Source organism: Serratia sp. szju, assembly GCF_044594185.1.
Taxonomy (GTDB): Bacteria; Pseudomonadota; Gammaproteobacteria; order Enterobacterales; family Enterobacteriaceae; genus Serratia; species Serratia bockelmannii.
In genome coordinates this window covers 746,087-760,153 of the sequence record NZ_CP172576.1, presented here as the reverse complement: position 1 = coordinate 760,153, position 14,067 = coordinate 746,087, and the positions used below count along the sequence as shown (strand labels likewise).

The window sequence follows — 14,067 nt, the reverse complement described above, 5'->3', positions numbered from 1 at the left end:
CAATTTTAAATTACCCTACACACGGAGTATGTGATGGTTCAGGATTCGTCGGCATTGGCCCCTTTCTTTCGTTCTCATATCGCAAAAAACAATCAATACAACCCAAACTGGGGCAAGCACTATCGCCAACTTGTAGAACAGATCCAAGCTGAAAAGCCCAACTTCTCTGCTGAGACGATTCGGCAGATTTGGTACGAACGTAGTAATGGCATTTCCAGCCTCAGGCAGGGTGGTATGTCCCAGTTAGAATTCGAAATGGCGCAAAAACAGCTGCTCGCTCTCACCCGTCAGATGGCAGAGGAGTGTACGCAGGAGAACTATGACCGGGTGATTAATCGCCTTGTTAAACTTAAAACAGACGGGATATTAAACAAAGTGTATTGGGCACTTTGCCATCGCGCTTTTGCTGCGCTCTACCCGTCGAAAATTACCAACGTCGTGAATGTCAGCAACTTTTTCAGCAGTTACAACTATTGCAATAACCATTTTCAACTAGGCCTTTCTGAGGCTCAGGAGTGGTTCGCTCGCAACCTTGATCTCAAGAAAGCGTTGCACCGAGCATTGGGCGATGATGTCGATCCTATCGAACTGAATATGTCGCTCTGGCATCTCTACACGCAGGTGATACAGAAGAAGAATGATATTGCGTTAATCGGTAGTGAGACTGCCTTGCCGGAGGACGAGCAAGACGAGGAGCTTACCACCCCGCAACTGCCAAAAAATACTATCCTCTATGGACCTCCAGGTACCGGTAAAACTTACCGTACCATCGAGCTAGCCGTACGCGCCTGCGAACCAGCAGCCTACTCGCTGCAGGAAGGCAAAGAGGAGAACGAAAAACGCCGTGAGCTGAAAAAGATTTATGACCGCCTGATTGCTGAAAAGCGGGTGCGCTTTATCACCTTCCATCAGAGTTTTGGCTATGAAGAGTTTATCGAAGGGCTAAGAGCAGAGACCACCGATGATGGTAATGTACGCTACGAAATCAAAGCGGGCATTTTTAAGCAAATTTGTGAAGATGCTGCTTTTGGTCACGCCGGTGTTCAGCAGAAGCTTGACGAGGCGCTTGCCCGCCTACAAGAACGTTTATCTGAAAGTGGAAGCATTACCCTTGAAACGCTGCAGGGCAAAGCCTTCCAACTGGCTTACAAGAGCCAGACCACCTTTGGTATCTTCCCGTCGCAATCAAAAAAAGAGGATTTAGGGCAGGGCTACAATGCTTACCTCAAGAATATCAGTCTGGTTTACCAAAACCCTCAGGCAAAGGTACACAATCCTTCATATGTACGTAGTATCCTTAATTACCTCATTAAACAGGAAGGTTTGCCTTCCAACCCACAGGAATCTGTATCTGAAAAACGGCAAAACTACGTTCTGATTATTGATGAGATTAACCGTGGCAACATCTCCAAAATCTTCGGCGAACTGATCACCCTGATAGAAACCTCTAAACGTGCCGGGGAACCGGAGGCGCTTAGCGTGATGCTGCCTTACTCTTCCAGCTCGTTCAGCGTACCGAATAATCTCTATTTAATCGGCACCATGAACACTGCTGACCGCTCGCTCACCGCACTGGATACCGCCCTGCGTCGCCGATTCGAGTTTGAAGCGATGCTGCCGGATATCACGGTTCTGAAAGAAACTGTTGTCAAAGGTATTGATCTGCCACGTTTACTGCAGACCTTGAATGACCGCATTGAGGTGCTGTACGACAGAGAACATACACTTGGCCATGCCTTTTTCATCCCAGTAGTTCAGGTAAAAGAGGACGAAGACCTGGCATTTGAAAGGCTCAAGCGGATCATGCGAAACAAGGTGCTGCCTCTGTTGGAGGAGTACTTCTACAACGACTGGCAAAAAATTCGTATGGTGTTGGGCGACAATCAGAAAAGCGGAAACCCGCAGCTACAGTTCGTGTGCGAGGTGAAAGACCAGAAACAGTTTGCCGATCTTTTTGGCAATAACGGAACTGAAGATCTGCATGATATAGGTGCCAGTTTCCATCTAGCCCCTGAGGACGACAAGGTTTGGGATAATCCGCTCGCCTGGCAACAAATTTATGCGCCACATAAAGGTAACCCGGTGAGTGGGGAATGAAGTCACGTAAGGACTTTACCGTCTTCGAATATGGGCACCTGATTAGCGACAAAGACAGTGGCCGCATAAATAATGCGGTTTCTCTGCCTCTGCAGCTGTTTGAGTGGCTTGAGCAACGTTGCCTGAAAGATGACGCGGATAACACTCACCGTCTGCTCACCCTTGGAAGTCGGGGGGGCGTAAAAACGCTGCAGGTAAAAAACTATGCTGGTGTTATCTCTCTTCCGGGTAATGCGTTTATTGAAGTGTTGCCAAAAACGGGGCGGCGTGATGATAACATTGATATCGCACGTCAGCAGCTTTTGATGATGCTACGCACGCTAAAATCATTTCGCCATATAGCCACTTCAGCATCCAGAGTCCGAACCTCAAAGATGCCGCTGATGGATGTGTTTATTCAGCAGTTTGTCGATAGCGTACAGCAGATTGTGCGCCAGGGTCTAAAGCGTGACTATTTACACCAGCAGGACAATCTGCCCTGGATGAAAGGGAAGTTACGGGTCTCCGCTCAATTAAGCAAAAACTGTGTGCGTCGGGATCGCTTTCAGGTGGAGTTTGACGATTACAGCGCCGAACGTCTGGAAAACCGGATACTGAAAACTGCCATCGATAAAATCCGCCGTCAGATCAGTAACCCGCAGCTACTACTACAAGTTAACTCTTTGCAGGTGCACTTTGAGGATATTGCGCCTGTTGGTGATGCCCGCATCGCCTTCGACCAGGTACATCTCGACCGACATATGCGTCACTATGAACTTGCCTTAGCCTGGGCGCGGCTGATTTTGATGGGGCAGTCGCCTCACTGCATGCAGGGCGACGCCAACGCCATTTCACTGCTCTTTCCAATGGAAGCTGTATTTGAGTCTTTTGTGACTGCGTGGATGCGTCATCGTTATGACGATAACTGGCACGTGGAGGCACAGGTGGATTCACACACCTTGGTTCGTCTCAACGGCAACGGATTATTTAAGCTTAGACCTGATATCCATCTACGGCCTCGTGGGGAGAATTGGGAGCAGACGATGATTTGTGATGTTAAATGGAAAATGGTGGATAGCGGAAAGGCGACGCTCGAACAGTCGCAGGCTGACCTCTACCAGATGCTGGCTTACGGTGTGAACTATCAGGAGGGAATAGGAGATATGCTGCTGATTTATCCTTCGCATGAGGGTTTTAGTCAGCCATTACCTCATCCATATGAATTCAACCATCAAAAGGATAACCCGCTGCGTTTATGGGTTGTGCCATTTTTCATTGGCGAAAGTTTGCAAAGTTCTGGTCTGCGTTTCCCTGATGGGAAAACATTGATTTAAAAGTGTTATTCTCTTGCATACGGTTAGGTATATTGGTGCTGTACTAGTATGATATCTTACCCGCCTGTGGCGTCTATTTTTTGTACGGATTTTAACTTGTGGGTACAAGTGCGGGTATAATTATACGCGACTATTTATAAACAATAATTATATCAGTATGTTGTCTGTTATATGCGAGTCCGGCCTTAGCACCATTAAGTACCGCGCGAACAAGAAGCCACCGAAAGGTGGTTTTTTGTGTCTGGAATCTGCCTGCTGTAACTGCCTGCCTATTTTCACTCTGTATTGACGTATTTCCCATTTCAGTAAAAACCGGATCTTCCTGATGCTTTCCTAAGGCCTATCTGATTGACCTTAAAGGCTAAAATGGTTTTTCATTGAACCCTTTCAGATCAAGGAGTTCCCGGATGGAGCCACAACAGGAAGGGATCACGCGGGCGTTAACGCCGGGCGAAGTCAATCTGGCACGCTCGGTGTTTGGCAGCACCATTTTCTATCAGAGCGTGTTGGTTCACTGCGACAGCTACCTGCCGTTTGGGCTGCAGAATCAGTACACGGCGATGAGCCCGAATGGGGAGCTTTACTTTCGTAGGTCACTCTATGAAAGAGATTATGCGAGCCAGGATCCTGAAGCTCAGCATCTTTTCATTCATGAGATGGCACACGTTTGGCAGCACCAGAAGGGCATGTGGGTACGCACCCGTGGGCTTCTCAGTTGGGCAGTGAGCTATCAATATCGGCTTGATCAACCTTTGCTGCGCTACTACAGCATGGAACAGCAGGCATCGATAATTGCGGACTATTTCATTCTCAAGAGATATGGGGCGAATACCTTCTTCCGCTTGCCAAACAGGAAACTCATCGGGATAGTGGACAGAAGGACATTGTCACAATTTCACCCCATAATCAGAAGCGCAGGGCTGCCATTATGAGAAAATATTTATTCCTTCTTCTTCCTCTTTTTATCTCAGGTTGCCCAACCGGTGACAGGTTTAATCTCTATCAAGTACAAAGTAAGATCGTAGATGGTAAAGTCTGCGTCTTTTTTAATGAGAACGATATCGTAAAAAACGAATCTATACTGAATATTGCCATCTGGAAACAAGGAGGCGATGACTACGTATATGAAAAATCATATGCTTACAGCCCGATAACGTTGGAAGCCAAAAAGTGTGTACCAGGTATCGGTGAGTTTAATTTTATCGCCGGTGAAGGATACACAGTGTTGGTAAGAACACCGCTGAATTCATATCGAACCAGTTTTGTTGTGATGAAGAAAGGTAAAAGTATTATGTTGAAGCCCGATTAGATTGCAATGAGATGTTTTAACTAAATATTATCATGAGAGTAATTTATTAATTCTATAGAAATTACAATCTGTAATGGGAAGCATAGGGCTGCCACTATGAAAAAACTCCTCTTACTATTTATTCCTCTTTTTATCTCTGGTTACTCGATGTATGATAGGTCTATCCTCTATTAAGCGAAAGTAATGCTTCAGAAGACAAAATAGGTTTTTTAATGAAAAATAACCCTCCTATATCCATGTAAGTGACATAGGAGAATTATTTTCTATGCGTTTAATCTATATGAAATCGGCCTCTTTCACCTCCAACTTCACCATCAACTTCTTATTCACCTCCTTCCCATCCACCCCGCTATGAATCCGTCGATGGCAAGTCGGGCAGATGGCGCCCACCCACTGCGGGTGATCGGGACCTTCATCGGCTAGGCGCTTGGTGTGGTGGGGTTCGAGGTAGGGCTCGCCGTTCCTTTTCTTGAACGGGGCCGGCTGCTCGCAGGCTTCGCAAATGCCATTGGCGCGCTTGAGCACATATTTTTTTACGTCTTCGCTGCGTTTGAACCAGGATTTTTTGCTGTCGCTCTGTTGGCGCTGGCCAGATTGCTGTGAGGACTGCAGTGCCTTCTTGCGTAACTGTTCGAGTGTTTCTGTCTGCGTATCGGCTTCATCGGTTTCTGCTTCTTCTTCGACCGCGTGCAGTGATGAGACTTTGAACAGGTTAAAGGTGATGCCTTGGCGCATGTTATTTTCGAAATCTAAGCACTGAATGTGATCCCAAGAATCGCACTCGAACATGCCAAGATAGCGCACGCCTTTTTCTTTCTTGTTGTCTTCAAACAGGAAGATGTCTTTGCCGTCTTTTTTATGGTCGCGGATGGATTTATTACCCCGAATAAATTCCATAGGGCCTTTTTGGCCTTCTCCTGTATAAGAGAAGCTGCCTTCGGCTGTCCATCCATCTTTATAGCCGTAGGTTTCGCCGCTTTCTCCGGTGAAGATAAAGATCACCGGGAATTCCCGCGGGGTCCAGATACCGCCTTGCAGCTGCCCACCGTAAAGCTCGATAAGCGCTTTGCGTGTGTACAGTTTGCCTTCGGTTAAATAGTCAAAAGGATGTGGTGTTTCGACGATCTCAAAGCCGAGACCTTTGAGAAATTGGATGGCTTTTTCCGTGCCGCTATCGGCGTTGATTCCTTTAAACGGATAGCCATGCTGCTCACTGTATGCTCTAGCGGCAATGCCGCGGATATCGTACTTCTCGCTATTATAAAGAAGGGTGTATTTTTTAAATCGTTTTATTTCATGTTGTTTTAAGAATTCATCTCGGCCAATTTTTTTATATTCTTCGATGGCTTTTAAAACGGATTCTTTTGAAGATAACGCCTCTATTGCAGTTGTCAAAACCACTCCCTCACATTGCCGAGTTGGCTCTGAGCAATGTGCTTGCTGACGAGAGCAGTATGCATCAATACCCAGCAGTTAACTCATCGATTTACCGAATGCGTTAACTATGCCAGGTAGGGAAGGAAATGCCTACCTTGATGAATGCTTTTGTTGTGATATGTCAGTCAGATCTATTGGAAATCGTGGGTGGGAAGGGCGATGAGTGCAGGCATCGCCCTGATTGTCGCTTACGTTAGCTGCTGGCTTCCATTTCCCGCAGCGCCCGCCCGTAAAGATTACATAGCGCAGGAACCAGGTGCGCCGTGGCGTTGAGGTAGCGATTCATCTGCTCCCAGTCCTCGGTATCCAGCTGTGGGGGCCTTTGCAGCAAATGACCGAACAGCATCAGCCCGTGGCACAGCCCTTCCGCCTGTTCGGCAGAGAGGGCGGCCAGGTCTAGGAGTTCTGAGGGATTGAAAGCGCTAAGATCGAGGTGGTTAAACAGTTGGCGATAGAGAGTAAGGGTACTTGTGGTGTTTTCGGAGATGGCGACATTTTCCATGTGTCTTTATCCTTAGTGTGTCGTATGCGTACTACCACATGAGACGCTAAACCCATGGTGGTAGCCCAAGCGGAGTTAGCGTTACCGGACACGAAGGAAACCGGCGCTTCTTGCGAAGCCCCCACTTGGGCCACCATAATTCTGGATGTTTAAAGCCCCAACATTATATACATAATGCTGCCTTGTGTAAGTGTTCGGAACGCTAACTCCGGCTGCGGATTTGGCCGCAGCGAAAAAACTATAGCGTTATCAGTAAAAGGAAAAAATAAGCTGTATGGAATTACAGGCTGTTTACTCATGAGGTTGGAATGCAGATCGCAGTTATTAATTTGTAATTCTGACCAATCAATTAGGATTATTCATTTTATAAGTGAATTATTAATTGTGTGAATTTAGTTATCAAGGAACACGTTGGAGTGAATGAATGCAAAAAGAATGGTTGAATATTTATCCTGAGTGCCTTGAGTGCTATTATTAACCTCTTTGTTAATGCTCGCGGTAGTGAGTTTTTTTAAATAATGACAGGGATGCACTACGATGGAAAAGAAAGAGAGGGCTTTAAGGCTATTAACCTCCGGGGAGATCGGCCTTGCGAAGTCGGTATTTGGTGGTTCAATTATTTATGGGAAAGTCTGGGTTCATCACGATAGCTATTTCCCCTTTGGCTTACAAAATCGAAACACTGCGATGTCACCCAATGGTGAGCTGTATTTTAGAGACTGGTACGTGCCCGATTTCTCAAAGGAAGGGTATAGTCATAAACATCTTTTCATCCATGAAATGGTTCATGTATTGGCAATACCAGCGTGGTATGTGGGTTAAGACTCGAGGCCTCTACAGTTGGTTGGCAAATTACAGTTATGAACTGGATGGATCCAAACATCTAAAGAACTACGCTATGGAGCAACAGGCTCAGATCGTTGCTGATTATCATTTGTTGACCTCTTCAGGTTATGCTGTTTGGAGAAATCGCTTCGGCAAGGAAGTGACTTATAGCGGTAATGACTATGCCGATGTGAGAAAAGTAAAAGAAAAATATGAGAAAGTGTTAGTCGGTTTTCCTTACAAGTAAGAGGATTGATTATGAAGGCGAGATTGTTCTGTGCCGTTGTTGGTGTGACCTTGCTAAGCGCCTGCATTGGCGATCGTCTCGATCAACGCTATGCGCCAGATATCCCTATCACCGTCCATGCTAAAGCGAATGGTGACATCTGCATCTATCCGTCACCAAAGGAAAACGAGAGGCAAGATACGCTCTATCTCACTGGTGATACGGATGAGAAATTGATTGAGGTGGGGAATCAGGATCTGAAAAAGGGTATTTGCGTTACGCAGAACGATTACCCGTTTCAGGAAAATCATACCTATAGCATGAGGCTAAATTTTGTGCCGATTGAGAAGCGCAGAAACCTGCAGGATGTTTCCGGCAGGGCCTTTATTGCTCACTTCAAAGTGACAAAGCTCAATGATGTCTACGAAATTGAAAATATCACACAGGACAGCAGATAACGCAGGGACAAAAATGAAACGGATCTTCCCCCACACATTCCCCTTCCTGCTCGCCGGCTGTCCGTCGATAGGCGATCGTATCCCCGTAGACTATCCCGCCACCGCCAACCTGCGTGAGGGCAAAGTATGCATCACCGTTCAGTCGCAGGGAGACGAAAAACTCGCGGGCATCTCGATCTACCGATTGGATGAGGCGCAGAGCCGCACGTTCAAATTCTTCGATCCGCTGCGGGATATCGCCTCCAATCAGTGCGTCCCTGATGAGGGCTACGTATTTACGCCGGGGCAGCAATACCATTTCTCCGCGAAGCTGGTCTCCATCAAGAAACAGCAGGCGGGCGAGTTTCCCTCTGCGCGTGAATTCGTCGCCGAATTCGTTGTACAGCAGGAGGGCAATCAACTGAGGTTGGAAGCCTCCGGCACCCCACGCTAAACCCCACCGCCCAAACCTACCCCAAATCCCCCCATTGCTGGCACGATTCACTTTCTTATACCCATGTCCAGAACGATTTTTTGCGAGTGCGGGCGAGGGTGCCGTTGCCCTGGTCGTCGCGGTCGACGTAGACAAAGCCGTAGCGCTTGCTCATTTCGCCAGTCGAGGCGGCCACCAGGTCGATGCAGCCCCAGGTGGTGTAACCCAGCACCGACACGCCGTCGGCGATGGCGTCGGCCATGGCGCGGATGTGTTCGCGCAGGTAGCTGATGCGGTAGTCGTCCTCAATCTCGCCTGCTGCATTGAACTCGTCGTGTGCGCCCAGACCGTTTTCCACCAGGAACAGCGGCTTTTGGTAGCGGTCGTACATCATGTTCATGGTGATGCGCAGCCCCAGCGGATCGATGCCCCAGCCCCAGTCGCTGCGCGGCACGTGCGGGTTCGCCAGCGATTTCACCACGTTGGCGGCGCTGCTGTTGTTGTCGTTCATGTCGGCGGAGGCGCAGCGTGAGGCGTAGTAGCTGAAGGAGACGAAGTCGACGGTGTGCTTCAGGATGTCGGCGTCTTCCGGTTCCATCGCGATGCTCACGCCTTTCTCGCGGAAGACGCGGGCAGCGTAGGAGGGGTAAGCGCCGCGCGCCTGCACGTCGATAAAGAACAGGTTCTCGCGGTCTTTCTCCAGCGCGGCCCACACGTCTTCCGGCTTGCTGGACCACGGGTAGAAGTTGCCGCCGGCCAGCATGCAGCCCACCTGGTTGGCGGGGTTCACTTCGTGGGCGATGCGCGTCGCCAGCGCGCTGGCCACCAGTTCGTGGTGCGCGGCCTGGTATTTCACCTGTTCGGGGTTTTCGTCCGCTTCAAACACCAGCCCCGCGCCGGAGAACGGGCTGTGCAGCAGGATGTTGATCTCGTTGAAGGTCAGCCAGTATTTCACCAGCCCGTCGAAGGCTTCGAAGCAGGTGCGGGCGTAGCGGGTGAAGAACTCCACCATCCTGCGGCTGCGCCAGGAGCCGTATTCGGTCACCAGGTGCATCGGCACGTCGAAGTGGCACAGGGTCACCAGCGGCTCGATGCCGTATTGGCGGCATTCTTCGAACAGGCTGCGGTAGAAGGCGATGCCTTCGGCGTTGGGCGTCAGCTCGTCGCCGTTGGGGTAAATCCGGCTCCAGGCGATGGAGGTGCGGAACACGGTAAAGCCCATCTCCGCCATCAGCGCGATGTCGTCGCGGTAGCGGTGGTAGAAATCGATGGCGTCGTGGCTGGGGTAAAACTCGTCGTCGCGCAGGTTAAAGCGCTTCTCCAGCCCGAGTTTGACCGCCATGCGGTTGGCGCCGTGCGGGAGCATATCGACGGTGGTCAGCCCTTTGCCGCCCTCGCGATAGCCGCCTTCCGCCTGGTTGGCGGCTAAAGCGCCGCCCCATAAAAATCCTTTAGGGAATGTTGAGTCAGACATGCAATCCTCAATACCCGTCATACTTGAAGCTGCATCCGTGTTGGCTGCGTTTAGTTACGTGGCCCGTCCATGGGCCACGCCCCTTCGGGGCCGCTGCAAGCAGCGTTCAAATCTGCTCCTGGCAGATTTGTCACCCGAATCACTTACTTGTGTAAGCTCATCGGGATTCGCTCTCTTGCCGCCTTGATGCCGCTCCAATTATTTAGGGTATAAATATACGTTAATGCGTTGCGCTGGCGGCGTTCGCCGCCGGTGCGGTTTGGCCGGGCGCGGCGGCGTTTTCCGGCAGATCCTCGAAGCCCAGCATCAGCGTGAGCGCGAACGACAGCACCACCGAGAGCGCCATCACCGCCACCACCCACACGATGCTCATCGGGTTGGCCGGATCGAAGAACTGCACGCTGGTGAACAGCCCGGGCGAGGCCATCGAATGGCTGGCCAGCCCGCCGATGCCGGCGACCGCGCCGCAGACGAAGCCGCTGATCAGGCTGGCGACCAGCGGCCGCTTCAGGCGCACCGCCACGCCGTACAGCGCCGGTTCGGAAATCCCCGCCACGATGGCGGAGGCGGCGGCGGCCAGCGCGGTCTGGCGCAGCTCGCGGTTCTTGGTTTTCAGCGCCACCGCCAGCGAAGCGCCGCCCAGCGACAGGTTGGCGCCGATCTCCGAAGGCATCACCATGCCCTCTTTGCCGGTCTCGGCGATGGTCTGGATGATGGTCGGGGTGAACACCCGGTGCATGCCGGTGATCACCAGCAGCGGCCAAATCGCCCCCATGATGGCCACGGAAAGCCAGCCCAGGTAGCCGTGCACGGTGTAGACCAGCGCAGAGATGCCGCTGCCGATCCAGATGCCGAGCGGGCCGATAAGTAGAATGGCGATCGGCGCGGCGATCAGCACGATCAGCATCGGCTTGAGGAAGTTCTTGGTCACCGCCGGGGTGATGCGATCCACCCCCCGTTCGATGTGCGACAGGATCCAGGTCATCACCAGCGCCGGGATCACCGTGTAGGTGTATTTCACCGCCGTCACCGGGATGAAGGCGAATTCCACCGCCTGGCCCTGCGCCGCCTTGGCCATCAGATCGATAAAGTTGGGATGCACCAGCACCCCGGCGATGGCGATCGCCAATGACATGTTGGTTTTGAACTTCAGCGCCGCCGAGGCGGCGACCATCACCGGCAGGAAGAAGAACGCGCCGTCGCCGATCACGTTGAGGATGACGAGGGTCGAGGAGCCTTTCTCGAATACCCCGGCCATATCCAGGATCATCGCCAGCAGCTTCACCATCGAGCCGCCGATGATGGCGGGGATCAGGGGCGACATGGTGCCCACCAGCGCGTCGAGAATGCCGGCGCCGATGCCCTTCAGGGTGAGCTTGCGCTTCACCGGGGCGGCGGGGGCCGCCGCGCCCGGCATGCCGAGCGCCAGCACCGCCTGATAGGCCTTGGCCACCTCGTTGCCGATGATCACCTGGCACTGCTCGCCGCTGTGCACCACGCCCAGCACGCCGTCGATGGCCTTCAGCGCCGGCGTGTCGATCCGCGCTTTGTCTTTCACCACGAATCTCAGGCGGGTCATGCAGTGGGTCACGGCCTCGATATTGCCCGTGCCGCCCAGGGCGGCCACGATGGTGTGCGAGATCTCTGCGTAGTTCTTCGGCATGGCGTGTCGTCTCTCAGATAGCAATTCGGATAGCCCAAAGGCGAATATTTACTGCCTGGGCGATCCGTCGTTCCATCCGTATGAAACGCCCATAAGAAACCGGTTTCACAAAATCATGTATTGGCGTTTTATGGTTGGCAAGAACTATGATTTTTGGCGTTTCGTTTTCGTGATCTGGATCGTCAGGGATAAGTGAGTGCCGACGCGCAGGGGCGTGAAAACGTTCCAAACGCCGGGCGTCTTGGGTAGACTGCGCTGAACCCATGGATTTTGGCGGCGCACAGATGGCAACGATACTCGAGGTGGCGAAAAAGGCCGGCGTTTCAAAGGCGACGGTGTCGCGCGTTTTGTCCGGCAGCGGCTATGTCAGCGAGGAGAAACGCGCGTTGGTGGATAAAGCCATCGCGGAAACCGGCTATCGGCCCAACCTGCTGGCGCGCAGCCTGGCGACCAACACCACCCAAACCCTCGGTCTGGTGGTCACCAACACTCTCTACAGCGGCAACTATTTCAGCGAACTGATGGCGCAGTCGGCGCGCATCATGGAGGCGAACGGCCGCCAACTGATCCTGGCGGACGGCAAGCACACCGCCGAAGAGGAGCGGGCCGCCATTCAGTTTTTGCTGGATCTGCGCTGCGACGGGGTGATTATCTATCCGCGTTTTCTGTCGATCGCGGAAATGGACGAGATCGTCTCCCAACACCGCCAGCCGATTCTGGTGATCAACCGGCGGCTGCGGCTGAACGACAGCTACTGCATCTTCAGCGATCAGCACGCCGCCGGCGCGGCGGCGGTGGCGCACCTGATCGCGCGCGGCCATCGCGACATCGCTTTTATCACCGGCTCGCTCGATTCCCCCACCGGGCTGGAGCGGCTTTCCGGCTACAAGTCCGCGCTGGCGCAGCAGGGCATTGCGGTTAACGAGGCGTTGATCGTCGAAGGAAAATGGCACGCGCAAAGCGGCGTGGCGGCGGTCGATGCGCTGCTGGCCGGCGGGCAGCCGTTCAGCGCCATCGTCGCCGGCAACGACGAGATGGCCATCGGCGCGATGAAGCGGCTGGCGGAGCGCGGCGTGGCGGTGCCGGAGGCGGTATCGGTCATCGGCTTTGACGACATCCCGCTGGCGCCCTATACCGTGCCATCGCTGTCGAGCATGAAGATGCCGGTCACCGAGATGATCCAGGAGACCATCAACCGCCTGCTGTCGATGCTGGACGGCGGCGAGCTGAGCAAGCGCCCCAGTTTCCCGGCCAGCCTGATCGAGCGCGAGTCGGTGGCGGCGGGGCCGTATTGGGTTGGTAACTGATCTGCCGATTTTTCATCCATCGCCTCAATAGACAAACCCGTCGGCCGGCCTTATATTGCTAATGAGAATCACTATCAAAAACCTCGCCGACGTCGGCGTCATCACTCACAGGCAGGGCGAACATGTCTACGTCCCCTCAACGGTTACTGCAGGAATATCATCAGCAAGCGCAGGACTATGCGCTGTCGGACATGCTGCGCGCGCGGCGCGGCGTGTTGGCCGCCGACGTCGATATCGAGCTGGATGAACCCCACCGCGCGGGCCTGAAGATCGTGGTGATCCGCCGCGGGCGTCTGCGCTGTGAAAGCGGAACGGGGCCGCAGGTGGAGCTGAACGGCCCTTCGCTGTTGCTGGCCGCCGGGCGGGACGACTTCGTGTTGAACAACCTGTTCCAGGCCGGCGAACCGCTCGATTACACCCTGTTGCAGTTCTCCGCCGCCTGGCTGGAACAGAACGATGTCCGCCTGCCGCCCGGCCTCGATGGGCGGCGGCATGCGCAGTTGGTGCCGCTGGCGGCGCCGGCAGCGCTGATTGGCCAGGCCCGGCAGCTGTTCGCCTGCCCGTTGCACGAGTCTCAGCGCGGGCTGTGGTTCAGCGCCAAGGCCAACGAACTGGCGGCGCATTGCCTGCATCAATGCTGGAACCACAGCGCCGCCGCGCCGTCCGTTGGCGTGCGCCTGGCTGCGCGGGACGTGGCGCGCCTGCAGCTGGCGCGTGAAATCCTGTTGGCGGAGATGGAGCAGCCGCCGAGCCTGGATCGACTGGCGCAACGCGCCGGGTTGAATACCCGCAAACTCACGCAAGGGTTCCGCCAGCTGTTTGGCGCCAGCGTGTTCGGCCTGCTGCAGGAGCACCGGCTGCAAACCGCCTGGCGCTTGCTGAGCGAGCAGGATCTGCACGTTTCCACCGTCGCCTGGCAGGTGGGTTATACGCCGGCGCACTTCTCCGTCGCTTTCCGCAAGCGTTTTGGCGTCATGCCCTGCGACGTCAAAAAGCGTTAGCCACGCAATCGAAAGAAAAAGTCCCGCCGACGAAAGCCTTTGC

Annotated in this window: 14 protein-coding genes and 1 pseudogene; 10 read left to right on the top strand and 5 right to left on the bottom strand. The window is 53.2% G+C overall.

The genetic code is table 11. From position 1 onward, the window contains the following. Positions 1 to 33: 33 nt before the first annotated feature. The 4 genes from RE418_RS03715 to RE418_RS03700 all read left to right on the top strand — a co-directional run bounded on the left by RE418_RS03715 (position 34) and on the right by RE418_RS03700 (position 4,719). Positions 34 to 2,097: an McrB family protein gene (locus RE418_RS03715; RefSeq protein ID WP_089181610.1), complete on the top strand. Its 2,064-nt coding sequence runs from the start codon at positions 34 to 36 to the stop codon at positions 2,095 to 2,097. Continuing rightward, a complete protein-coding gene (locus RE418_RS03710; RefSeq protein WP_089181611.1) occupies positions 2,094 to 3,410 on the top strand; it encodes an McrC family protein in 1,317 nt (438 codons plus the stop codon). Before RE418_RS03715 ends, RE418_RS03710 begins: the two co-directional genes overlap by 4 nt. Before the next feature lie 407 nt (positions 3,411 to 3,817). Beyond that, positions 3,818 to 4,342, top strand: a complete 525-nt coding sequence (locus tag RE418_RS03705) for a type IV secretion protein Rhs (RefSeq protein ID WP_089181612.1) — start codon at positions 3,818 to 3,820, stop codon at positions 4,340 to 4,342. After that, the gene (locus RE418_RS03700; RefSeq protein ID WP_089181613.1) at positions 4,339 to 4,719 is read left to right on the top strand and encodes a putative T6SS immunity periplasmic lipoprotein; all 381 of its coding nucleotides are present in this window, start codon (positions 4,339 to 4,341) and stop codon (positions 4,717 to 4,719) included. Before RE418_RS03705 ends, RE418_RS03700 begins: the two co-directional genes overlap by 4 nt. 276 nt (positions 4,720 to 4,995) lie before the next feature. Here RE418_RS03700 and RE418_RS03695 read toward each other — a convergent pair whose 3' ends face one another. The 3 genes from RE418_RS03695 to RE418_RS03685 all read right to left on the bottom strand — a co-directional run bounded on the left by RE418_RS03695 (position 4,996) and on the right by RE418_RS03685 (position 6,795). Next, positions 4,996 to 6,120 carry an HNH endonuclease signature motif containing protein gene (locus RE418_RS03695; protein ID WP_346402165.1) on the bottom strand — a complete coding sequence of 375 codons (1,125 nt, stop codon included), beginning with the start codon at positions 6,118 to 6,120 and terminating at the stop codon, positions 4,996 to 4,998. Positions 6,121 to 6,349: 229 nt separating this feature from the next. Continuing rightward, positions 6,350 to 6,658 carry a hypothetical protein gene (locus tag RE418_RS03690; RefSeq protein ID WP_089181615.1) on the bottom strand — a complete coding sequence of 103 codons (309 nt, stop codon included), beginning with the start codon at positions 6,656 to 6,658 and terminating at the stop codon, positions 6,350 to 6,352. Beyond that, positions 6,553 to 6,795, bottom strand: a complete 243-nt coding sequence (locus RE418_RS03685; RefSeq protein WP_089181616.1) for an ash family protein — start codon at positions 6,793 to 6,795, stop codon at positions 6,553 to 6,555. The genes RE418_RS03690 and RE418_RS03685 overlap by 106 nt, the downstream gene beginning before the upstream one ends. Positions 6,796 to 7,195: 400 nt before the next feature. On the opposite strand from RE418_RS03685, the gene RE418_RS03680 reads away from it, so the two are divergent. The 4 genes from RE418_RS03680 to RE418_RS03665 all read left to right on the top strand — a co-directional run bounded on the left by RE418_RS03680 (position 7,196) and on the right by RE418_RS03665 (position 8,600). Next, positions 7,196 to 7,480, top strand: coding sequence for a hypothetical protein (locus RE418_RS03680; protein ID WP_399675819.1), 285 nt, complete (start codon positions 7,196 to 7,198; stop codon positions 7,478 to 7,480). A gap of 76 nt (positions 7,481 to 7,556) precedes the next feature. Next, on the top strand, positions 7,557 to 7,730 hold the full coding sequence (locus RE418_RS03675; protein ID WP_315902317.1) for a hypothetical protein: 174 nt from the start codon (positions 7,557 to 7,559) through the stop codon (positions 7,728 to 7,730). A gap of 11 nt (positions 7,731 to 7,741) precedes the next feature. Further along, a complete protein-coding gene (locus RE418_RS03670) occupies positions 7,742 to 8,167 on the top strand; it encodes a putative T6SS immunity periplasmic lipoprotein (protein WP_089181618.1) in 426 nt (141 codons plus the stop codon). A 13-nt stretch (positions 8,168 to 8,180) separates the two neighbouring features. Further along, positions 8,181 to 8,600, top strand: a complete 420-nt coding sequence (locus RE418_RS03665) for a putative T6SS immunity periplasmic lipoprotein (RefSeq protein ID WP_399676253.1) — start codon at positions 8,181 to 8,183, stop codon at positions 8,598 to 8,600. Positions 8,601 to 8,630: 30 nt separating this feature from the next. On the opposite strand, the pseudogene RE418_RS03660 reads toward RE418_RS03665, so the two are convergent. Both RE418_RS03660 and ascF read right to left on the bottom strand, forming a co-directional pair. Then, positions 8,631 to 10,053 (bottom strand): annotated as a pseudogene (locus RE418_RS03660) (6-phospho-beta-glucosidase); the annotation flags it as partial. 220 nt (positions 10,054 to 10,273) lie between these two features. After that, positions 10,274 to 11,716, bottom strand: coding sequence for a PTS cellobiose/arbutin/salicin transporter subunit IIBC (gene ascF, locus RE418_RS03655; RefSeq protein ID WP_089181621.1), 1,443 nt, complete (start codon positions 11,714 to 11,716; stop codon positions 10,274 to 10,276). 284 nt (positions 11,717 to 12,000) lie between these two features. Here ascF and RE418_RS03650 point away from each other — a divergent pair, with 284 nt between their 5' ends. Both RE418_RS03650 and RE418_RS03645 read left to right on the top strand, forming a co-directional pair. Further along, the gene (locus tag RE418_RS03650; protein WP_145956992.1) at positions 12,001 to 13,023 is read left to right on the top strand and encodes a LacI family DNA-binding transcriptional regulator; all 1,023 of its coding nucleotides are present in this window, start codon (positions 12,001 to 12,003) and stop codon (positions 13,021 to 13,023) included. A 122-nt stretch (positions 13,024 to 13,145) separates the two neighbouring features. After that, positions 13,146 to 14,024, top strand: coding sequence for an AraC family transcriptional regulator (locus RE418_RS03645; RefSeq protein ID WP_089181622.1), 879 nt, complete (start codon positions 13,146 to 13,148; stop codon positions 14,022 to 14,024). Positions 14,025 to 14,067: the final 43 nt, after the last annotated feature.